This window comes from Sphingobium sp. BS19, assembly GCF_027925545.1.
In the GTDB taxonomy this organism is placed as follows: domain Bacteria; phylum Pseudomonadota; class Alphaproteobacteria; order Sphingomonadales; family Sphingomonadaceae; genus Sphingobium.
Genome location: NZ_BSEF01000002.1, coordinates 264765 through 283321 on the forward strand (window position 1 = coordinate 264765; position 18557 = coordinate 283321).

Sequence of the window (18557 nt, forward strand, 5' to 3'; positions counted from 1 at the left end):
TCTGAGGTATCTCAGGGCGAACGACTTACCGGGCAATCTTAGTCCGCGTTCGGATCGCGGAAATTGAGGCCGCGCGTCACGGTATAATCCATCACCCCGACGAGCAGATAGCTGATCCAGCCTTTAAGCAATGTCAGCGGCCCTCGTCGCGCTCTATGCACTTCCGGCGTGATATGCTCGCTTTCCGCCTGCCGCCGGTCAATCATATCGCGCACCTGCGCTGCAAAACCGGCGTCTTCGATGCGCAGCATAAGTTCCAGGTTGAGGAACAGGCTGCGCATGTCGAAATTGGCGGAGCCGATATAGACGGTGTTGTCGATGACAACGAGTTTCATATGAAGCTTGCAGGGCAGATATTCGTAAATGCCGATGCCTCGTTTGAGCAGCGGCCCGTATAGAAGCCGAGACGCTGCAATAGTCGCGCCATTGTCGGACTTTGCGGGCAAAATGATCCGTGCGCCATCGCGGCGCGCAAACCGTTTGATCCGCCGCAACATACCCTGCCCCGGCGAAAAATAGGCTTCGATCATGTCAAGGCGACGACCAAGGTCAAGATCGCGCTTCACGACTTGCGCCCATGGCGACAAACGCCGCGTCGGGCCACCGATCAGCCATTGGAACGGCACGTCAGGCGATGCCCCGGCGCGTAATCTCCGACGCCGCACAAGCGCCCGCAACATACGAAAACTCTGCTTTCGGCTGGCGGTCCACCGCCACAGTTCACTGTACCATCGCACCATGTGTACAACCTGCGGGCCTTCCAGCGACAATCCCAGATCGCGCCAGCAGTCTTTCCCGCTACAAAAATAGGCGTCACCGACATTAAACCCGCCGATAAGCACACGGGTATCGTCGGCTATGGCCAGTTTTTGATGATTGCGGATGAGGTAGCGGGTGGAACGGCGCGCACCGAACCAGCCGAAATGTCCGCCTGCTGCTACCAGCGCATCGAAGAAGCCGGGTCGCGCACTCGCTCCCCCAAACGCATCGACCATCAGCGTCACTTTCACGCCGCGCTCCAGAGCCGCGATGAGCCGCCCAAGCACCAGTTGGCCGCTCGCATCGCTTTCAAAAATATAATAACATAGCTTCAGGCTGGTATGCGCGCTCTCGATCAAATCGAGCAGAGCCGCCTGCAAATCCGGCCCGTCTTCTATAACCGCAACATGATTGCCTTCCAGCGTACATGCCGCCTGATGGTCGGCTTGGGGATTGATCCTTGCGCTTGTGGCGTCCATCGGCATTTCATGCGCTGTTTTCAGGGCCGTTGCCATAGGCTTGCCGAACTTTTGACCCCAGAGCGTAGTTTCATTGACTTGTTTGCCGGTCGCTGCTAGCGGTTCCGCCTTCCAATAAGATCAACAGATTCAGGAGGCCCGATGGCCCGCGTTACTGTCGAAGATTGCGTCGACAAGGTTACCAACCGTTTCGACCTCGTCCTGCTCGCCGCTCAGCGCGCGCGGGAAATTTCCGGCGGTGCCGAATTGACCGTCGACCGCGACCGAGACAAGAACCCGGTCGTAGCCTTGCGCGAAATCGCGGACGAGACCGTCTTGCCGCATGAATTGCATGATTCGCTGATCGGCAGCCTGCAGAAGGTTCAGATCGACGACGACGATACGCCAGACGAAATCGGTTCGCTGTCGCAATCGGCTGAGGCCTTGCGTCTCACCGCCGCTGCACCGCCGCGCAACCAGAATATCGGCGGCGATTACGACGGCTGAACCAGTCGCGTATAACTGCATCGGAGAGGATGCAAAAAACCCGCCTGCGATAGTGTCGCAGGCGGGTTTTTTATTGATCTGTCGCTTCGCTTAGCAACAAACTTCGAAAATCAATCTTCAGGCGCAATCGTTACCTTCAGGCCTTCCAGCGCATCTGTCAGGACAAGCTGGCAGGACAAGCGACTGGTTTCGTTACGATGATCGGAACTGTCGAGCAGATCGTCTTCGTCTTCGCTCAGCGCAGGCAACGCTGCCTCAAATGCCGGATCGACATATACATGGCATGTCGCACAGGAGCAGCATCCACCGCAGAGCGCCAGCAGCTCGTCAAACCCGTTGTCGCGGATGACTTCCATCACGGACAGGCCCGTATCGCCTTCAACGGACTTCTCTTCGCCCGCACGGTTGACCACAATCAGCTTCGGCATATACGCACTCCCTAAAGTCTTGCAGCGCCTATTGCGGTTGGCAGCAAGGAAATCAAGGCTCACACGCATTTTTGATGCGCACCGGGCGCAGATTGGGAAAGTTAATCCGTGGTATCCAGCCCCGAGCAAATTCGCGAAAGTATAGATGCGCTGGCAACCATAGAACCGGGCTTCGCCGCCGCTCTGGGCAGGGTCGGCTATCCGCCGCCACGGGGCCGCGAGCCGGGCTATGAAACCTTGCTGCGGACCATCGTCGGCCAGCAGGTAAGCGTCGCGGCTGCCGCGTCGGTCTGGAACAAGCTGGAGTCGGAACTGGGCGTGGGCTGCGCACCCGAAATATTGTTGTCGCGCGACTATGACGCCTTACGCGCCTGCGGAATGTCTCGCCAAAAGCAAAGCTATGCCCGCAGCTTGGCCGAACTGGTCCTATCCGGCACGCTGGACTTGAATGCATTGCCTGAGGATGACGAGGAGGCCATTGCCCGCCTGATTTTGGTGAAGGGTATCGGGCGATGGTCGGCCGAGATTTACCTGTTGTTTGCAGAGGGGCGGCCCGACATTTGGCCCGCAGGCGACCTGGCCGTACAGATTGAGATCGGGCGTATATTGGGCTGGCCCGAACGCCCGAGCGAAAAAATGGTTCGGGAGGTTGCAGAGCGCTGGCGCCCGCATCGCGGTGCGGCAGCCATCATGGCGTGGCACCACTATAACACGAGAATGGACGTGCTGGGCTGACACACCGCCCCCCTTGCCGTTCCAGCGGGACGCACCACCTTTAAGAACAAGCTAGAAACAAAAGGTGCCATGATGACTTTGCCCCCCGCCCGATACATCGTTATGAATCATGACGGCGAATGGAAGATCAATCTCGACAATCGCTATTATGGGCCGTTCAGGACGAAAGAGATCGCAGTGGAGATGGCGATCGAGACGGCCAAAAAAGCCGATGCCGCCGGTTATCCTGCTTCTGCTCTTTTGATGGCGGGCGCGTCGTTCGAACCGCTGTGGGCCAGCGCCCCCAAAGCCGATGAGCAGAAGACCGATTAGCTTAAGCCAGTAGCGCGTTGATCTGCTTGGCCAGATCGATATCTCTTTGGGACAGCCCGCCCGCATCATGGGTCGTCAGCAAGATATCGACCCGGTTATAGACATTCGACCATTCTGGGTGATGGTCCGCTTTCTCGGCAAGGATCGCGACTCGCGTCATGAAACCGAAGGCGTCTACAAAGCTGCCAAAGGAAAGGCTGCGCGATATGCCATCAGGTTCCACAACTGTGGTCCATTCCGGCAAGTCGTTGAGTGCAATGGCGCGCAGGGTATCGTCCAGTTTTCCGACCATATCGTAAAGTATCCTGTTTCGGGAACACGCCCGCCCCCTGTATCGAGGGATATGGCGCGAAGGGATATACTGTCCTATGTCGCAGCGATGAACGATCAAGGTCAACAGGCTAGCTTTGCGCCCGATGCTGCGCATATAGAGACGCTTGCCCTTGCGGCCCTATCGCGCCTGCCCTCACCCTTTACCGAACATCTCTCGAACGTTGTTCTGTTTGTCGAAGATTTTGCTGACGAACAGATATTGATGGAAATGGAGATAGACGATCCTTTCGCATTGACCGGTCTATATTCCGGCCGACCGATCGGCGACACCGAACAGACCGGCGATCTTCCACCGACCATTCACCTGTATCGCCGCCCATTGCTCGATGAGTGGGTGGAGACTGGCGTGTCGCTCGAAGCACTCATTGCGCACGTCGTTGTGCACGAAGTCGGACATCATTTCGGATTGTCGGACGAGGATATGCACAGCCTGGAAGAGATGGTCACGGCATGAGCATCGCGGCACTTAGCCTGTCGAACGTTGCTTGCCTGCGCGGCGGGAGAATGCTGCTGACCGGCGTTACTGTGGCACTCGGCCCGGGGGACAGCGCCGTGTTGCGTGGCCCCAACGGCACCGGCAAGTCGAGCCTCATCCGCGCCGTAGCGGGCTTGCTGCCCGTTTTTTCGGGTACCATCAGCCATGAGGGAACGATGGCGCTCAGCGACGAATCGCTCTCGCTCGATACGCAAGCAACCTTGGCGCGTGCCTTGGCCTTCTGGGCGAAGATAGACGGCGTAGACGAGCGAGCGGTACACGACGCACTGGCCGCGCTCGACATGACACGGCTTACCGACGTCCCAGTGCGTATGCTCTCCACGGGCCAGCGCAAGCGGGCAGTACTCGCGCGCGTCGTGATCAGCGGCGCCCCCATTTGGCTGCTGGACGAACCGACCAATGGGCTGGACACCGCCTCTGTCGAAATGTTGGGCGGAGTGATGGCGGCACATCTGGCTGCAGGCGGGATCATCCTGGCGGCCTCACATCAGGCGCTGCCTTTGCCAAGTGCGCAAGACATCGACATTGCCGCCTATCGGCCAATCGAGACGGAGGCATGAGCGCCCTGCCCCGCCTGATTGCACGCGATACCGCGCTGGCGTGGAAATCCGGCGGGCTATGGTTGCCCGTTGCGTTTCTGCTGCTCGTCGCTGCGCTCTTTCCCTTTGCCGTAGGACCGGACGCGGCGGTGCTGGCCAGAACCGGCGGCGGCATGTTGTGGATAGCCGCCCTCTTGGCGAGCCTGCTTCCCGTGGACAGGCTCGTCGCGCCGGATCGTGATAGCGGCGTTCTCGATCAATTCGTCTTACGCGGCATAGGGGATGAAAGCATCGCGATCGCAAAGCTCATTGCCCACTGGATAGGCTTCGGTCCCCCGCTCATGGTCGCCGTCCTTCCTGCCGCTGCTCTGCTCAAGCTGGATGGCGCGACGATACTGACGCTGGAGGTCGGATTACTTCTCGGCACACCTGCCTTGGCCGCGTTGGGCTTGCTAGTAAGCGCACTGACGTCGGGTCTACGATCGAGCGGTGCCCTTGCCGGATTGCTGGCCCTGCCGCTCGCTGTACCCTTGCTTATCTTCGGCGCGGGATCGTTAGGGGATCAAAGCAGCAGCGCGCTTAAGCTACTCGCGGCCTGCTCACTTCTGCTCGTGGGTATCACACCCTTTGCCGCCGGGGCCGCGATGCGCGCGGGGCGAGAGTGACGGCCGCCTAGAGCGACCAGCGCGCCCAAATCGCCGTAGGAAGTGCCAGTCCGCGCGCTTCTTCTCGAACGGCCAGCTCTCCTGCCTCCACCTTCCCCGGCAAATCCGAGAACGCCTGATTGAGCAATTCCTTCAGCGCCAATGCGGACATCCGAACAGCATATACCGTCAGGAACAGAAAACGGCTGTCGGCATCCAGCAACTGACGACAATCGGCGATGAGCTTTGGCAAGTCCTCTTCCAGACGCCAGACTTCGCCATCAGGGCCGCGTCCATATTTGGGCGGATCGAGCAGGATACCGTCATAGCGTCGCCCGCGACGGACTTCGCGCGCCGTAAATTTGGCGGCGTCGTCCACGATCCAGCGGATCGGCTTGTCCGCCATGCCCGACAATTCGGCATTGGCGCGACCCGCCGACACGGACTTCTTGGAGGCATCGACATGCACCATCTGCGCACCGGCTGAGGCCATGGCGAGCGTACCTACCCCGGTATAGCCGAACAGGTTCATCACCTGTGGCTCCGCTTTGTCGGCGACCCGTTCGCGCATCCACGTCCAGACTGGCGCCATGTCGGGGAAGAAGCCTAGATGCCGAAACGGGGTGCAGCTTGCCTGAAACGTCACGTCGTCCCAGCTTAGCGGCCAGCCATCCTTCGGCACCGGCTTTTCATAGTACCAGCGACCGCCGCCTTCATCATCCGAGCCGGGGATGAATTCGCCATCGGCTGTCCAATCCGCAGTGGCGGGCGCCCACATTGCCTGCGGCTCCGGACGGATGAAGCGATAGCTACCGTAACGCTCAAGTTTACGCCCATAACCCGAGTCCAGCAGGCCGTAGTCGGCCCATGGCTCACCGATCAGCGTATCGAGCGTCATGTCCGTGGGGTCGCGTGGTCCGCGACATAGGCCGTGATCGCCTCGAACGTTCCGGGCAGCTTGCTATAGGCTTCTTCCCGGTCGAACAGGCTGCCTACACGCGCAGGCAGCGGCGGACGTGTTCCGGTGGCACGCTCGACCGCATCGCTGAACTTGGCCGGATGCGCGGTCGCCAATGTCACGACGGGGATCGTCGGATCGAGATCGTCAGCGCGTGCAGCCGCCAGACCGACCGCCGTGTGCGGATCGATGATCTGCGCCGCCCCTTCATAGGCCCAGCGCATCGCTAGCCCCATGCCTTCGGCGTCGACACGTGCGGACCGGAACAACGCCGATGCACCTTCGCGCTGCGCATTGGTGAGGCGCATGGCGCGACTCGCTTCGAAACCCGCCATTTGCTCGGCCAGCGCGACGCCGTTGCGGCCGCCTGCATCGAACAGCAACCGCTCGAAATTGGAACTGACCTGAATGTCCATGCTCGGCGTTGCGGTGGGTACGACGGTGCCTTGGCTGTAGTCGCCATCGGCAAGAGCGCGATGGAGAATGTCGTTGACATTGGTGGCGACGATGAGGCGCGCGACGGGCAAGCCCATCTTCGCGGCGGCATAGCCTGCGAACACGTCGCCGAAATTGCCAGTAGGCACCGCAAAGGCAACCGGACGCTCGGGCGCACCCAGACGAACGGCGGAATAGAAATAATACACGATCTGCGCCATCAGCCGTGCCCAGTTGATGCTGTTCACCGCCGACAAATTGAAGCGGGTGGAAAACTCCGTGTCGTTGAACATCCGCTTCACCAGCGCCTGCGCATCGTCGAAGCTGCCGGAAATGGCGATATTGTGGACGTTGGGTGCTCGCACGGTCGTCATCTGGCGGCGTTGCACGTCGGACACGCGGCCTTCGGGATGGAGCATGAAGATGTCGATCTTATCACGCCCTGCCACGGCATCGATCGCCGCGGATCCGGTATCGCCGGATGTCGCGCCGACGATGGTCAAATGATCGTCGCGACGGGACAGGAAACGCTCGAACAGTTGCCCAAGCAATTGTAGCGCCACGTCCTTGAAAGCCAGCGTGGGGCCGTGGAACAGCTCCAGCAGCCAGTGGCGATGATCCAGTTGTACCAGCGGCGTGATCGCCTGATGGCTGAAACGACCATATGCCTTTGTACAAAGGTCACGCAGTTCGTCTTCCGTCAGCGAACCCGCGACGAACGGCGCCATCACCTTCACCGCAGTTTCAACGTAGGACAGCCCCGCGAGCGCCGCGATTTCGGCTTGCGAGAATTGCGGCCACACCTCCGGCACATAGAGACCGCCATCGGACGCAAGGCCCGCCAGCGTCACATCTTCAAAACCCAGCGCTTTCGCGCGCCCCCTGGTGCTGACATATTGCATAGTGGTTGGCGCGGTAGCGGCCACAGCCCTTGAGGGCAAGGCTTTAGCCGTCGTCAGAGCGTTGCAGGCGCCAATCGCTTACGAACTGCAATGCCATAGATGATCAGCGCGACACCCGCGAACAGGAACCATTGCACCGCATAGGCAAGATGATTGTTGGGAATATCCTCTACATGCGGCGGCACTGCTGGCTTAAGATCCGGTGCCGGCGCTCGTGCGATCAGCATCGGGCGTAGTGGCATCGAGTGACCAAAGGCGCGCGAAAGCAGCGAACGATGGTCAGGCTCTTGCGATATCCAGCCTTCGACTCGCCCTCCCGACCATTGCGGCTTGGCATCGATCTTCGGCGACACCCCGACATTGATCAAAGCCCCCGGCCCTTCGGCACCCGTCGCGCACTCTGCAATGAGGCGATAGCCGGTAGTGCCGTCTGCCGCACGCCCCGCTTCCCGACGCCAGCCGACAACGCGCAGGCACTGGACCGAAGATTTGCGGAACATCAGTTCCGGATCGACCGGCGGCAGCTTGGGAAAAGCGACGGAAGGCTTTGCAGGGTTGGCGCGAAGGACCGCAATCGCCGCTTCCTTCTCTCCTCTGCGTTGCAATTGCCAGACACCCAGGCCGATCATCGTGACAACCGCAAGGAGCACGATAATCGTGGGGATCATAGGCAGGCGACGGATCATGGCTTGGTTTCCGCCGGGACGATTTTACCGTCGCGTGCCTTGTTACGATATTCGAGGATCAGCAGAGCGCCCTTCGCAACGCGGAGCGATCCCATCACCAATGCGATTATCAAGGGTGTCCACAAGACGAGGTGCAACCAGAGCGGCGGATGCACCCTGAACTCCAGCACAAGCGCCAGCGCCAGGATGACGCCGCCGACAATCATGGTCAGGAAGGCGGCCGGACCGTCGCCCACGTTGAATTGCGCGTAATCCAGACCGCACGCTGGGCAATTCGGTGCAAAGCGGATGGGGCCAGCAAAAAGGGTCTGCGCCCCGCATTGCGGACACAGACCCTTTGCCGATTGGATCAACAGATGCGGGTCCGATTTGGGCATGGCCCGGTGTCTCCGCTTCTCTGGTTTCCGGCTCTCCCGATCACCGGGAGAGCATCTGTATCATGTTAAGCCAGCTTATCCTGCGTGGATGGGAGCGCCCCAGCCACCCCAGACATATACGGCGACGAAGAGGAACAGCCACACGACGTCGACGAAGTGCCAGTACCATGCAGCCGCTTCAAAACCGAAGTGCTGACGCGGCGTGAAATCGCCCTTATAGGCGCGGATCTGGCACACGATCAGGAAGATCGTGCCAACCAGAACGTGGAAACCGTGGAAACCGGTCGCCATGTAGAAGCCCGAGCTATAGGGCGTCCCACCGAAGGCAAAAGGCGCGTGCGCATATTCATAAGCCTGGATGCTGGAAAACAGCAGGCCCAGGATGATCGTTGCCCACAGACCTTTTTTCAGGCCATCGCGATCACCATGGATCAGCGAATGGTGCGCCCAGGTTACGGTCGTACCCGAGCACAGCAGGATCAGCGTGTTGAGTAGCGGCAATTCGAAGGCATTCATGACTTCGATGCCCTTCGACGGGAACAGTCCGTCGATCGGCGCAAGAGCCGAGGGGAACAGCGAAAAGTCGAAGAAAGCCCAGAACCAGCCCACAAAGAACATGACTTCCGAGGCGATGAACAGGATCATGCCGTAACGCAGATGAAGCTGAACGACCGGCGTATGATCGCCAGCATGCGCCTCAGCGATCACTTTCGACCACCAGCTATACATCGTGTACAGCACACCGGCCAAACCCATCAGGAAAATCCAGCCACCATGTGCAGGCATCGAATCGGGGTGCATCCACGACACGGCACCGAATGCCATGACGAGTGCCGACATCGACCCGAGGAACGGCACGATGTCCGGCGGGAGAATATGGTAATCGTGGTTCTTGGCGCCTGCCATCGTATCATCTTCCCTGTTGCTTGCGGCCATGTCGGCGATGGGCTGCTTAAAAATCCCTTAGCTCGGCTTTTTCCCGTTCTCAACCGGGTAGAAGGTGTAGCTTAAGGTTATTTCCTGCACGTCCTTGTTATCGGGATCGTTCAGGATCTTCGGGTCCACATAATAGAGGACCGGCATTCGGACTTCCTGCCCCGGCTGCAGCGTTTGCTGCGTGAAACAGAAGCACTGAATTTTCGTGAAATACGCACCCGCCTGCGTCGGCGTCACGTTGAAGGTCGCTGTGCCGGTTATCGGCTTGTCCGACAGATTCTTCGCAATGAATATCTGCATGTCGCGTGCGCCGACCGTGACCGTGTCGGTCTTCTGCTCCGGATAGAATTTCCACGGCAGACTGGGTGAAACATTGGAATCGAAGCGAATCGACATCGTGTGGCCCACGGCCTTGGTAACCGCAACGTCAGCCGACGCGCGCTGCGTGGTGCCGCCAAAGCCCGTCCGTTCGCAGAACATCCGATACAGAGGCACGGACGCGAAACCCAGCGTCAACATTCCGGCTGCGATGATAGCCATCACTATCATCGTGCGACGGTTGCGATCGGCAAGAGTGTGATGCGGGGCCGTCGCCATTACTGCGCGCCCAGTTTCACGATGGTAATCGCGTAGAACAGCAGGACCAGCCCACCCAAAATCAGGCCCGTCACGATAGCACGCGACTTCTGTCGGGCGCGTATTTCCTTCTGTTCTTCAGGCGTCATGCGAATACCCAACGATCGACGACCAGCGAGCCGAATAAGAGGAACAGATACAGGATCGAGAATTTGAACAACCGCTTTTCAGGCAGCATCTTGGCTGGATCGCTTTCGCGGCGATGCCCGACCTGAAACGCCATGACGGCAAAAATCGCGGTGCAAAGGAATGCGACCGTGCCGTAGATCGGTCCGGTGAGGCGCAACAGCACGGGAGCCATCGCTGCCGCAGCCATGATCGCAGTGTAAAACCAGATTTGCCGCCGCGTTGAGACTTCGCCTTCCACCACAGGCAGCATGGGGATTCCCGCATTCTGGTAATCCATCTTTACGAACAGCGCGAGCGCCCAGAAATGTGGCGGCGTCCAGAAGAAGATGAGGGCAAACAGCGCAATCGGCAAAGCGGTAACATCACCCGTCACAGCGGCCCAGCCGATAACCGGCGGGAAAGCACCTGCGGCACCACCGATCACAATATTCTGCACGGTGCGCGGCTTTAGCCAAGCGGTGTAGACGACGACATAGAACAGGATCGATCCGGCAAGAATGCCAGCAGCGAGCCAGTTGATCGCAAGCCCCATCAGCACGACGGAGAACACCGACAAGCCAACGCCGAAATGCAAGGCCGATTGGCGGTCCATGCGTCCGGCCGGAAGCGGGCGCTTGGCGGTGCGCTTCATCATGCCGTCGATGTCGGCTTCATACCACTGGTTGAGCGCGCCTGCTGCCCCCGCTCCTACGGCGATGCACAGGATCGCCGTGAACGCGATAACCGGATGAATATTGCCGGGCGCTGCCAGCAAACCACATAGTGCAGTGAATACGACCAAGGTCATCACGCGCGGCTTGGTGAGTGCCAGAAAATCGCGCCAGTGCGCAGGCACGGCAACGCTCGAACCGATCATCGGCACTGCATTGCTACCCGTCAGGTCTATCGGCGAACTGGCCATCTGTTCCTCATACGTCACCCCGACACATGGCCGGGGTCCAAAGTCCAGGCATTTGCCCAGACTGACGGTGCCCCAACATTTGCCGGGACACCGTTCATTCGATCATCAAAGCCGTCAGTCGATCGTCGGTACGGTTTCGAACTGATGGAAGGGCGGCGGGCTGGACAAAGTCCATTCCAGCGTCGTTGCGCCTTCGCCCCAAGGATTGTCCCCAGCCTTCTTGCCCGCAGCGAGCGACCAGATCAGGTTGACGAAGAAGAAGCCCATGCCGACGACCATGATTTCATAGCCATGGCTGGCGATCTTGTTCCAATAAGCAAAGGCTTCGGGATAATCGGGGTAGCGACGCGGCATACCCGACAGGCCCAGGAAGTGCATCGGGAAGAACAGGACGTTCACGCCGATGAAGAAGACCCAGAAGTGAAGCTGACCCAGGACTTCGTTGTACATCTTCCCCGACATTTTCGGGAACCAGTAATAGAAGCCAGCGAAGAGGCCGAACACGGCGCCCAGCGACAGCACATAATGGAAGTGGGCCACGACGTAGTAGGTGTCGTGCATCACGTCATCGACGCCGCCATTGGCAAGGACCACACCGGTCACACCGCCGACGGTGAACATGAAGATGAAGCCGAGCGACCAGACCATCGGGGTCTTGAAGCTCATCGAGCCACCCCACATCGTCGCGATCCACGAGAAGATCTTGATGCCGGTCGGCACCGCAATCACCATCGTTGCGGCCGTGAAATACATCTTGACGTTGACCGACATGCCGGTCGTGAACATGTGGTGCGCCCACACAACGAATCCGACAGCACCGATCGCGACCATGGCATAAGCCATGCCGAGATACCCGAAGACTGGCTTACGGCTGAAGGTCGAGACGATCTGGCTGACGATGCCGAAGCCGGGCAAGATCATGATGTACACTTCGGGATGGCCGAAGAACCAGAAGAGATGCTGATACAGTTCCGGATCACCACCACCGGCTGCGTCGTAGAACGTCGTACCGAAGTTACGATCGGTCAGCAGCATGGTGATTGCAGCAGCCAGAACCGGAAGTGCGAGAAGTAACAGGAATGCGGTAACCAGCACCGACCATACGAACAGCGGCATCTTGTGCAGGGTCATCCCCGGCGCGCGCATGTTGAAGATGGTTGTGATGAAGTTGATCGCACCCAGGATCGAACTGGCGCCAGCGATGTGCAGCGACAGGATCGCAAGATCGACGGCCGGACCAGCAGAACCGCTCGTGGAGAGCGGCGCATAAACCGTCCAGCCCGTGCCAGCGCCATTACCCGTGCCACCCGGAACGAAGGTCGAACCCAGAAGCAGCAGGAATGCAGGCACCAGCAGCCAGAACGAAATGTTGTTCATGCGCGGGAACGCCATGTCGGGCGCGCCGATCATGATGGGGACGAACCAGTTGCCGAAGCCACCAATCATCGCAGGCATGACCATGAAGAACACCATGATAAGGCCGTGCGCTGTGATCAGCACGTTCCAAAGATGGTAGGCCTGATCCAGCGTCGTCTGATCACCTGACATCATCGATGCCCAGCCCTGAAGATACTGAACGCCCGGCTGCGCCAGTTCTGCGCGCATCAGGCCTGAAATGGCACCGCCGATGATCCCCGCGATAATCGCGAAGATCAGGTAGAGGGTACCGATATCCTTGTGGTTGGTAGACATGAACCAGCGCGCGAAAAATGCCGGCTTGTGATCGGCATGATCGTCGTGGTGTGCGTGAGATCCGGAAAAATCATCCGGGGTTGCGGTAACGGTTGTCATGACGTGCGGACCCCTTGCATCAAATCTTGGCAGGCGCGGCTGCGGGCGCAGCGGCAGGCGCACCTTCCGGCGGCCCCGGTAGAACGCTGCCCTGCTGCGGACCCGACGCTCCTGCCGGTGCGGCGGTAGCACCGGCCAGTTTGCCGCCCTGCGACAGAACCCATTGGTCGAACTCTGCAGGTGGCAGCGCTTCTATAGCGATCGGCATGAAACCGTGGCGTGCACCGCAAAGCTCCGAGCACTGCCCGTAGTAAACACCTGGCTTATCGATGGTGAAGCTCTTCTCATTCAAACGACCCGGCACCGCATCCATCTTCACCCAAAGCGAAGGAACTGCGAAGCTGTGGATCACATCCGAACCGGTGATGATCAGCTTGATCGGGCGACCGGCGGGGAGAACGAGGCGATTATCTACCGCAAGCAAATTGGGCTCACCATTTGCCAGCGCCTTTTCAGGCGACAGGATATTCGAAACGAATTCAGGAATACCGGCATCGGGATATTCGTAACCCCAATACCACTGATATCCCGTCACCTTCACGGTCAACGCATCCTTGGGCGCTGGCTTATACTGGTCGGCAAGCAGGCCGATCGAGGGCACCGCAATTGCCAGCAGGATGACGACCGGAAGGACTGTCCACAGCACTTCGATCGTGGTGTTGTGGGCCGTTTTCGAAGGAACGGGGTTTGCCGACTGGCGATAGCGGAACATGACCCAGAGCATCAGCAACAACACGAACACCGAGATGATCACGATGATCGGAAGCAGCATGATGTCGTGGAGCCAGCGCGCCTGACGACCTGTCGAAGTGAACTGCTCTTGCAGCGTGTATTCGCCCGGCTTCGGCATACCGATGCCCAAGGTCGGCTTCATGCGCGGCGGAGCGGCAACGGTTGCTGCGGCAGGCGCAGCGTCCGTTGCGTTCGCAGCTTCGGCTGAGTTTCCGGCAGCCGCCGAATCAGCGGGCGTCGCTGCAGCAGTTGCTGCAGGCGCGGCAACTGCATTATCCTGAGCCAATGCCGAATGCCCCAAAACCGGCGCAAACGCCAGCAATCCTGCAAGTACGACCGATTTCACCATCTTCATAAGCGTCTCGACACCCTGTAACCCCTGACAGCCGACCACCCTCCAGACATAGGGTCCGGGAAGGTCTTGCTCGGGGCGGCTTATAGGCATGGTTATTCCACGCCTCAAGCACCTATAAGCTGATTTTCTTCGCTGTTGCAACGCGGCCTTTCGCCCCCTATCTGCCAGCGCGAGACTGAGGGGGCACAGCAGACCGGAAAAGGTCGCAGCGATAGCCCGCGCCAAAGGGACAAAGCGCAGATGACCGACGAAGAAGTGCTGGCCGAATTCAGGGCGGCAGGAGCGTTGCTGGAAGGGCATTTCGTTTTGTCCTCCGGCAAGCACAGCGGCAATTACCTTCAGTGCGCACGGGTTCTGATGAACCCGGAACGCGCCGGCATGCTGGCGCGAGCGCTGGTACAGACATTGCCCCGCGAGCTTCGCAACGAGATCGACGTGGTGGTGTCGCCTGCAATGGGTGGCGTGATCATCGGGCATGAAGTCGGTCGCGCGCTGGCGGTGGATGCTATGTTCCTTGAACGCCCGACTGGCACTTTCGAATTCCGGCGCGGTTTCGCACTAAAACCGGGGCAGAAGGTGCTGATGGTCGAGGATGTCGTGACGACTGGCCTTTCCTCGCGTCAGGCGATGGAAGCCGTGACGGCCGATGGCGGAGTCGTGATCGCTGAAGCTGCACTGGTCGACCGTTCGGCGGGCGCAGCCGATCTGGGCGTTCCCTTCTATCCCTTGGTCAGCATCAACTTCCCGGTATATGATGCCGACACGCTGCCGCCCGAACTGGCAGCAATCCCCACCACCAAGCCCGGCAGTCGGAAGTAGCGATAGAAGTGCGGCGCGGGCGTTTCTTGCTCCTGCCCCTTGGCTTAGGCCTCGCGCTTCCGAGAGCCGCGTCAGCGGATGTACCGATCGACAAAGCGATCAGCCGCATTGCTGCCGACGCCCAATTCGATGGCTGGGTGCTGGTCGCGGATCGCAACCGCATACTGAGCGAACAGGGCGCAGGGACGATTGGCTCCCTCGCACCGGATGAGCGTTTTACCGCCACGCAGATATGGCCGTGGGCGTCCGTCACAAAGCAAGTCGTGGCCACGATGGTCATGCAGCAAGTGGCTGAGGGCAGGATCGACCTGGATCGGAACGCTGCCGACTATCTGCCCGCCCTCGCTGGCCCCATAGCGCCGCCGACCGTGCGACAATTGCTCCAGCATCGCGCAGGGCTGCGCAATCCCGATGACTCGCCGAAGGATGCGCGGGGGACGCCGTCCTTTTACTGGGGTGGGCCCACGGGGCTGGACTGGTGCCTTGGCGGACGCGCTGCGGCGGGTGGCGATTGGCGCTATAATAATTGCGATTACATCGTGCTGGGCGCTTTGCTGGAAAAGGTGGCGGGCACGCCGTTCGATACGCTTTTCCGGCAAAAGATCGCGCGGCCTGTAAAACTGCGCAGCGCAGCCATGCTGGAGGGCAAGGCCGTGGCGGACATGGTCCCGGCAGCGCCCGCTTATGTCACGGCCCTCCCCCGCTATGGCAGCGCCGGTGCATTGGCGGGAACGGCACGCGACATGCTGGCGTTCGACCGAGCGCTTCTGAACGGCAAGCTCCTGCCTGCCAAGGCGCGCGATACGCTGTGGGCGGGCGATCCGGCCTTGGGCTATATGGCGCTGGGGCAATGGGTCTTCTCCGTTCCCGTCAAAGGGTGCAAGGCGCCGGTGCGGATCGTCGAGCGGCGCGGCGGGATCGGCGACTTCCAGGTGCGCAATCTGATTCTGCCGGATCTGGGACTGTTCGTGATCGCCTTCACGAATCGCGAGACGTTCGATTTCGGCGAGATATGGACAGGCAAAGGCTTTTCGCACGACCTGCTGCAACAGGTCGCCTGCACGGAGACATGAAAATGAGTGATTATCTGCGCCTGGGCGTCAATATCGATCATGTGGCGACCATCCGGAATGCCCGCGGCGGCGCCCATCCCGATCCGGTGAAGGCTGCATTGATGGCCGTCGAGGCTGGCGCGGACGGCATTACCGCACATCTGCGCGAAGACCGGCGCCATATCCGCGATGAGGATATCAGCGCGCTAATGGCGGCGCTGACCGTGCCGCTCAATCTTGAAATGGCAGCGACGCAGGAAATGCTCGACATAGCCTTGCGCCACAAACCCCATGCTGCCTGCATCGTGCCGGAAAAGCGCGAGGAACGGACCACCGAAGGCGGGCTGGACGCTGCGGGGCAATTCGACACGCTCGCGCCGGTCATAAATGCGCTGAACGCAGCAGGCATCCGCGTCAGCCTGTTTATTGAGGCGGACGCTGCGCAGATCGACGCCGCCATCCGGTTGAAAGCGCCGGTCGTCGAGTTCCACACCGGGCGGTACGCGCATGTCGAGGAGCAGGAGCGCGCCGACGAATTGCGCCGGATCGCCGAAGCGGCGGCGCTGGCGATGAAGAACGGGATCGAACCCCATGCGGGGCATGGCCTGACATATGACAATGTCGGGCCGATAGCCGCCATCCCCCAGATCGCCGAACTCAACATCGGCCATTTCCTGATCGGCGAAGCGATCTTCGATGGGCTGGCCGCCAGCATCCGCGAAATGCGGCGGCATATGGACGCCGCAAGATGATCATCGGTCTCGGCTCCGATCTCTGCAATATCGAGCGGATACAGCAGTCTATCGACCGGTTCGGTGAACGGTTCGAACAGCGCGTCTTCACCGACATAGAACGGGCCAAGGCCGCGCGGCGTCCGTTCACCAAGGCAGGCACGCTGGCGAAGCGGTTTGCGGCGAAGGAAGCCTTCTCCAAAGCCGTTGGAACCGGGTTCAAGGCTGGCGTGTTCATGCGCGATATCGGGGTGGTCAACGGACCGTCCGGCGCACCTACCCTCCACCTGACGGGCGGCGCGCAGACGCGGCTCCTTTCGCTTATTCCCGAAGGCCACCGGCCCGTCATTCATCTGACGCTCACGGACGATCATCCATGGGCGCAGGCGTTTGTAATTATCGAAGCCTTGCCCCAATAAGGGCAACAGACAAGACCCGCGCGACACATAGCTCAAGGGACGCAGATGACGGCAGCGCATATGGATGCGGGGAACGACTCCGGTCAGACACTGGACTTCGATCCGGCACCCAGCCACGAAGGACAGGGTTCCGGCCCCGAAGACGGCACACCAGCGCACCATCGGGTGGACTGGTGGCAGGAGTTCAAGAGCATCTTCGTGCTGATCGCCGCGGTGCTGGCGTTCCACAGTTTCGTTGCCAAGCCTTTCTATATCCCTTCTGAGTCGATGATGCCGGTGCTGCTGACCGGCGACCGGCTGGTGGTGAGCAAATATCCCTTTGGCTGGTCCTATGTATCGCCCAGCTTTCATCCGTTGCCTTTCATCAAGGGTCGCATTTTCGGTCGGTTACCCGAACGCGGCGACATCGTGATCGTCACGCCGCAGGCGCGCAAAGAGGACTATATCAAGCGCGTCATCGGCTTGCCCGGCGACATCCTTGAAGTGCGCGACGGCATCGTCATCCTGAACGGCACGCCCGTCCCGCAGAAATGGATCCCGCCGTTGCGCATCCCCGTCGATGCCAATGCCCCCTGCCCGCCCGACCAATTCCCCGGCGCACTGGTGCAGGATCGTGACGGCAAAAGCTGGTGCGAGTTGCCGGTGAAGCAAGAGACACTGCCCAATGGCAAGACGTACAAGATCATCGACGTCGGATCGCGTTCGCTCGACTGGTATGGGCCGGTGCGTATTCCCGCCGACCATGTGTTCCTGATGGGCGACAATCGCGACAACAGCGCGGACAGCCGTGCGACTCTGGAGGAAAAGGGTCTGGGCGGTCCGGTGCCTTGGGAAGCCATTGGCGGGCGCGCGGAGTTCATCACCTTCTCGCTGGACGGCACGGCCAGTCTCAATCCCCTGAGCTGGATCACCGCCCTGCGCAGCGGGCGTGCCGGCAACAGCCTGCGTCCGGCGACCGCGACCCCCGAATAAGCCGCCGCGTTTTTCGCGGAAAGCCTCAAAGGCCTCACTACGTCGCCCCCCAGTTGCATCCTTTGGCTCGGTCGATGGATGCTGCAATGGGGTGAGGAAAGTGCGCGCAGAGTAACCAGAACATACGGGCCAGCCGGTCCCCCGTGGTCGCGTGCAGCTTTGGGGCGCTGCCATCCCCGCGCTCTCATACCCGCTGCGTAATAACCTCAGCATCAATGCCGCCCTATGCCACCCGGCTGGTCGACCCGAAGGGCCGAGGGGTTTCAAGGCATGGACGTGCTTGCAGGGCGTTGGCCTGGAGTATGGGTGGGGTGTAGCGGAAGCGGGCGTGTGTAGGACAGGGAAAATTGGTGGGGATGGTGATGAGGAGAGGCGAGAAGCGACCCAGGCCGTGTGAAAACGCTGGAACGGTGTTTTTGAGAAGGGAGTTCATTTCACAAAACCGCATTGCCGCGAGTTGGGCGCAGCCTTGCCTTTAGGTCGCGATGGCTTTGAGGATTGCCTTACTACCCATG

24 protein-coding genes are annotated in these 18557 nt (G+C 60.2%); 11 read left to right on the top strand and 13 right to left on the bottom strand.

Features of this window, described 5'->3' with window-relative positions; all coding sequences use genetic code 11:
* Positions 1–38: 38 nt before the first annotated feature.
* Positions 39–1274, bottom strand: a complete 1236-nt coding sequence (locus tag QMG56_RS03570) for a phosphatidylserine/phosphatidylglycerophosphate/cardiolipin synthase family protein (RefSeq protein WP_375713630.1) — start codon at positions 1272–1274, stop codon at positions 39–41.
* A gap of 105 nt (positions 1275–1379) precedes the next feature.
* Between QMG56_RS03570 and rpoZ the strand changes: the two genes are divergently transcribed.
* Positions 1380–1724: a DNA-directed RNA polymerase subunit omega gene (gene rpoZ, locus QMG56_RS03575; RefSeq protein WP_230187652.1), complete on the top strand. Its 345-nt coding sequence runs from the start codon at positions 1380–1382 to the stop codon at positions 1722–1724.
* 110 nt (positions 1725–1834) lie between these two features.
* On the opposite strand, the gene QMG56_RS03580 is transcribed toward rpoZ, so the two are convergent.
* Complete coding sequence (locus QMG56_RS03580; protein ID WP_281821195.1) at positions 1835–2152, bottom strand: 2Fe-2S iron-sulfur cluster-binding protein; 318 nt, start codon at positions 2150–2152, stop codon at positions 1835–1837.
* A gap of 108 nt (positions 2153–2260) precedes the next feature.
* On the opposite strand from QMG56_RS03580, the gene QMG56_RS03585 reads away from it, so the two are divergent.
* Both QMG56_RS03585 and QMG56_RS03590 read left to right on the top strand, forming a co-directional pair.
* Positions 2261–2887 (top strand): DNA-3-methyladenine glycosylase, encoded by a 627-nt coding sequence (locus tag QMG56_RS03585; protein ID WP_281821196.1) that lies wholly within the window; start codon positions 2261–2263, stop codon positions 2885–2887.
* Positions 2888–2956: 69 nt separating this feature from the next.
* Positions 2957–3199, top strand: a complete 243-nt coding sequence (locus QMG56_RS03590) for a DUF2188 domain-containing protein (protein ID WP_309298536.1) — start codon at positions 2957–2959, stop codon at positions 3197–3199.
* 1 nt (position 3200) lies between these two features.
* On the opposite strand, the gene QMG56_RS03595 is transcribed toward QMG56_RS03590, so the two are convergent.
* On the bottom strand, positions 3201–3491 hold the full coding sequence (locus QMG56_RS03595) for a 4a-hydroxytetrahydrobiopterin dehydratase (protein ID WP_281821197.1): 291 nt from the start codon (positions 3489–3491) through the stop codon (positions 3201–3203).
* 87 nt (positions 3492–3578) lie between these two features.
* Between QMG56_RS03595 and QMG56_RS03600 the strand changes: the two genes are divergently transcribed.
* Genes QMG56_RS03600 through QMG56_RS03610 form a run of 3 tightly spaced genes read left to right on the top strand, consistent with a single transcriptional unit; the run spans position 3579 to position 5232 of the window.
* The gene (locus tag QMG56_RS03600; RefSeq protein ID WP_281821198.1) at positions 3579–3986 is read left to right on the top strand and encodes a metallopeptidase family protein; all 408 of its coding nucleotides are present in this window, start codon (positions 3579–3581) and stop codon (positions 3984–3986) included.
* On the top strand, positions 3983–4588 hold the full coding sequence (ccmA, locus tag QMG56_RS03605; protein ID WP_281821200.1) for a heme ABC exporter ATP-binding protein CcmA: 606 nt from the start codon (positions 3983–3985) through the stop codon (positions 4586–4588). Before QMG56_RS03600 ends, ccmA begins: the two co-directional genes overlap by 4 nt.
* Entirely contained in the window at positions 4585–5232 is a 648-nt protein-coding gene (locus QMG56_RS03610) for a heme exporter protein CcmB (protein WP_281821201.1), read from the top strand. The genes ccmA and QMG56_RS03610 overlap by 4 nt, the downstream gene beginning before the upstream one ends.
* A gap of 7 nt (positions 5233–5239) precedes the next feature.
* Here QMG56_RS03610 and QMG56_RS03615 read toward each other — a convergent pair whose 3' ends face one another.
* The 10 genes from QMG56_RS03615 to coxB form a co-directional block, all read right to left on the bottom strand.
* On the bottom strand, positions 5240–6109 hold the full coding sequence (locus tag QMG56_RS03615; protein WP_281821203.1) for a class I SAM-dependent methyltransferase: 870 nt from the start codon (positions 6107–6109) through the stop codon (positions 5240–5242).
* Positions 6106–7506, bottom strand: a complete 1401-nt coding sequence (gene thrC / locus QMG56_RS03620) for a threonine synthase (protein ID WP_281821204.1) — start codon at positions 7504–7506, stop codon at positions 6106–6108. Before thrC ends, QMG56_RS03615 begins: the two co-directional genes overlap by 4 nt.
* A 53-nt stretch (positions 7507–7559) precedes the next feature.
* Positions 7560–8192 carry an SURF1 family protein gene (locus tag QMG56_RS03625; protein WP_281821205.1) on the bottom strand — a complete coding sequence of 211 codons (633 nt, stop codon included), beginning with the start codon at positions 8190–8192 and terminating at the stop codon, positions 7560–7562.
* Positions 8189–8569, bottom strand: coding sequence for a DUF983 domain-containing protein (locus tag QMG56_RS03630; protein WP_281821206.1), 381 nt, complete (start codon positions 8567–8569; stop codon positions 8189–8191). The genes QMG56_RS03625 and QMG56_RS03630 overlap by 4 nt, the downstream gene beginning before the upstream one ends.
* Before the next feature lie 75 nt (positions 8570–8644).
* Entirely contained in the window at positions 8645–9475 is an 831-nt protein-coding gene (locus QMG56_RS03635; protein WP_281821207.1) for a cytochrome c oxidase subunit 3, read from the bottom strand.
* A 57-nt stretch (positions 9476–9532) separates the two neighbouring features.
* Positions 9533–10102, bottom strand: coding sequence for a cytochrome c oxidase assembly protein (locus QMG56_RS03640; protein WP_281821208.1), 570 nt, complete (start codon positions 10100–10102; stop codon positions 9533–9535).
* The gene (locus QMG56_RS03645; RefSeq protein ID WP_281821210.1) at positions 10102–10230 is read right to left on the bottom strand and encodes a hypothetical protein; all 129 of its coding nucleotides are present in this window, start codon (positions 10228–10230) and stop codon (positions 10102–10104) included. Before QMG56_RS03645 ends, QMG56_RS03640 begins: the two co-directional genes overlap by 1 nt.
* On the bottom strand, positions 10227–11171 hold the full coding sequence (locus tag QMG56_RS03650; RefSeq protein WP_375713631.1) for a protoheme IX farnesyltransferase: 945 nt from the start codon (positions 11169–11171) through the stop codon (positions 10227–10229). The genes QMG56_RS03645 and QMG56_RS03650 overlap by 4 nt, the downstream gene beginning before the upstream one ends.
* A 114-nt stretch (positions 11172–11285) precedes the next feature.
* The gene (gene ctaD, locus QMG56_RS03655; RefSeq protein ID WP_281821211.1) at positions 11286–12962 is read right to left on the bottom strand and encodes a cytochrome c oxidase subunit I; all 1677 of its coding nucleotides are present in this window, start codon (positions 12960–12962) and stop codon (positions 11286–11288) included.
* A 19-nt stretch (positions 12963–12981) separates the two neighbouring features.
* Positions 12982–14049, bottom strand: coding sequence for a cytochrome c oxidase subunit II (gene coxB, locus QMG56_RS03660; RefSeq protein WP_281821246.1), 1068 nt, complete (start codon positions 14047–14049; stop codon positions 12982–12984).
* A 240-nt stretch (positions 14050–14289) separates the two neighbouring features.
* Between coxB and pyrE the strand changes: the two genes are divergently transcribed.
* The 5 genes from pyrE to lepB are packed head-to-tail and all read left to right on the top strand — an operon-like array spanning position 14290 to position 18042.
* Positions 14290–14868 carry an orotate phosphoribosyltransferase gene (pyrE, locus tag QMG56_RS03665; RefSeq protein ID WP_230187640.1) on the top strand — a complete coding sequence of 193 codons (579 nt, stop codon included), beginning with the start codon at positions 14290–14292 and terminating at the stop codon, positions 14866–14868.
* 26 nt (positions 14869–14894) lie between these two features.
* Positions 14895–15941 (top strand): serine hydrolase, encoded by a 1047-nt coding sequence (locus tag QMG56_RS03670; RefSeq protein ID WP_281821213.1) that lies wholly within the window; start codon positions 14895–14897, stop codon positions 15939–15941.
* Between the two features lie 2 nt (positions 15942–15943).
* Positions 15944–16672 (top strand): pyridoxine 5'-phosphate synthase, encoded by a 729-nt coding sequence (locus QMG56_RS03675; protein ID WP_281821214.1) that lies wholly within the window; start codon positions 15944–15946, stop codon positions 16670–16672.
* Entirely contained in the window at positions 16669–17070 is a 402-nt protein-coding gene (gene acpS, locus QMG56_RS03680; protein ID WP_281821215.1) for a holo-ACP synthase, read from the top strand. The genes QMG56_RS03675 and acpS overlap by 4 nt, the downstream gene beginning before the upstream one ends.
* 45 nt (positions 17071–17115) lie before the next feature.
* Positions 17116–18042, top strand: a complete 927-nt coding sequence (gene lepB, locus QMG56_RS03685; protein ID WP_281821216.1) for a signal peptidase I — start codon at positions 17116–17118, stop codon at positions 18040–18042.
* Positions 18043–18557: the final 515 nt, after the last annotated feature.

What these genes read in the sequence shown, in the direction of transcription:
- QMG56_RS03645 (WP_281821210.1), bottom strand. Translation starts at nt 10,230, where the DNA reads ATGACGCCTGAAGAACAGAAGGAAATACGCGCCCGACAGAAGTCGCGT.
- QMG56_RS03600 (WP_281821198.1), top strand. Translation starts at nt 3,579, where the DNA reads ATGAACGATCAAGGTCAACAGGCTAGCTTTGCGCCCGATGCTGCGCAT.
- lepB (WP_281821216.1), top strand. Translation starts at nt 17,116, where the DNA reads ATGACGGCAGCGCATATGGATGCGGGGAACGACTCCGGTCAGACACTG.
- acpS (WP_281821215.1), top strand. Translation starts at nt 16,669, where the DNA reads ATGATCATCGGTCTCGGCTCCGATCTCTGCAATATCGAGCGGATACAG.
- QMG56_RS03675 (WP_281821214.1), top strand. Translation starts at nt 15,944, where the DNA reads ATGAGTGATTATCTGCGCCTGGGCGTCAATATCGATCATGTGGCGACC.
- QMG56_RS03615 (WP_281821203.1), bottom strand. Translation starts at nt 6,109, where the DNA reads ATGACGCTCGATACGCTGATCGGTGAGCCATGGGCCGACTACGGCCTG.
- QMG56_RS03625 (WP_281821205.1), bottom strand. Translation starts at nt 8,192, where the DNA reads ATGATCCGTCGCCTGCCTATGATCCCCACGATTATCGTGCTCCTTGCG.
- QMG56_RS03630 (WP_281821206.1), bottom strand. Translation starts at nt 8,569, where the DNA reads ATGCCCAAATCGGACCCGCATCTGTTGATCCAATCGGCAAAGGGTCTG.
- QMG56_RS03580 (WP_281821195.1), bottom strand. Translation starts at nt 2,152, where the DNA reads ATGCCGAAGCTGATTGTGGTCAACCGTGCGGGCGAAGAGAAGTCCGTT.
- QMG56_RS03650 (WP_375713631.1), bottom strand. Translation starts at nt 11,171, where the DNA reads ATGGCCAGTTCGCCGATAGACCTGACGGGTAGCAATGCAGTGCCGATG.
- rpoZ (WP_230187652.1), top strand. Translation starts at nt 1,380, where the DNA reads ATGGCCCGCGTTACTGTCGAAGATTGCGTCGACAAGGTTACCAACCGT.
- QMG56_RS03590 (WP_309298536.1), top strand. Translation starts at nt 2,957, where the DNA reads ATGATGACTTTGCCCCCCGCCCGATACATCGTTATGAATCATGACGGC.
- thrC (WP_281821204.1), bottom strand. Translation starts at nt 7,506, where the DNA reads ATGCAATATGTCAGCACCAGGGGGCGCGCGAAAGCGCTGGGTTTTGAA.
- QMG56_RS03570 (WP_375713630.1), bottom strand. Translation starts at nt 1,274, where the DNA reads ATGGCAACGGCCCTGAAAACAGCGCATGAAATGCCGATGGACGCCACA.
- coxB (WP_281821246.1), bottom strand. Translation starts at nt 14,049, where the DNA reads ATGAAGATGGTGAAATCGGTCGTACTTGCAGGATTGCTGGCGTTTGCG.
- pyrE (WP_230187640.1), top strand. Translation starts at nt 14,290, where the DNA reads ATGACCGACGAAGAAGTGCTGGCCGAATTCAGGGCGGCAGGAGCGTTG.
- QMG56_RS03640 (WP_281821208.1), bottom strand. Translation starts at nt 10,102, where the DNA reads ATGGCGACGGCCCCGCATCACACTCTTGCCGATCGCAACCGTCGCACG.
- ctaD (WP_281821211.1), bottom strand. Translation starts at nt 12,962, where the DNA reads ATGACAACCGTTACCGCAACCCCGGATGATTTTTCCGGATCTCACGCA.
- ccmA (WP_281821200.1), top strand. Translation starts at nt 3,983, where the DNA reads ATGAGCATCGCGGCACTTAGCCTGTCGAACGTTGCTTGCCTGCGCGGC.
- QMG56_RS03610 (WP_281821201.1), top strand. Translation starts at nt 4,585, where the DNA reads ATGAGCGCCCTGCCCCGCCTGATTGCACGCGATACCGCGCTGGCGTGG.
- QMG56_RS03635 (WP_281821207.1), bottom strand. Translation starts at nt 9,475, where the DNA reads ATGGCAGGCGCCAAGAACCACGATTACCATATTCTCCCGCCGGACATC.
- QMG56_RS03595 (WP_281821197.1), bottom strand. Translation starts at nt 3,491, where the DNA reads ATGGTCGGAAAACTGGACGATACCCTGCGCGCCATTGCACTCAACGAC.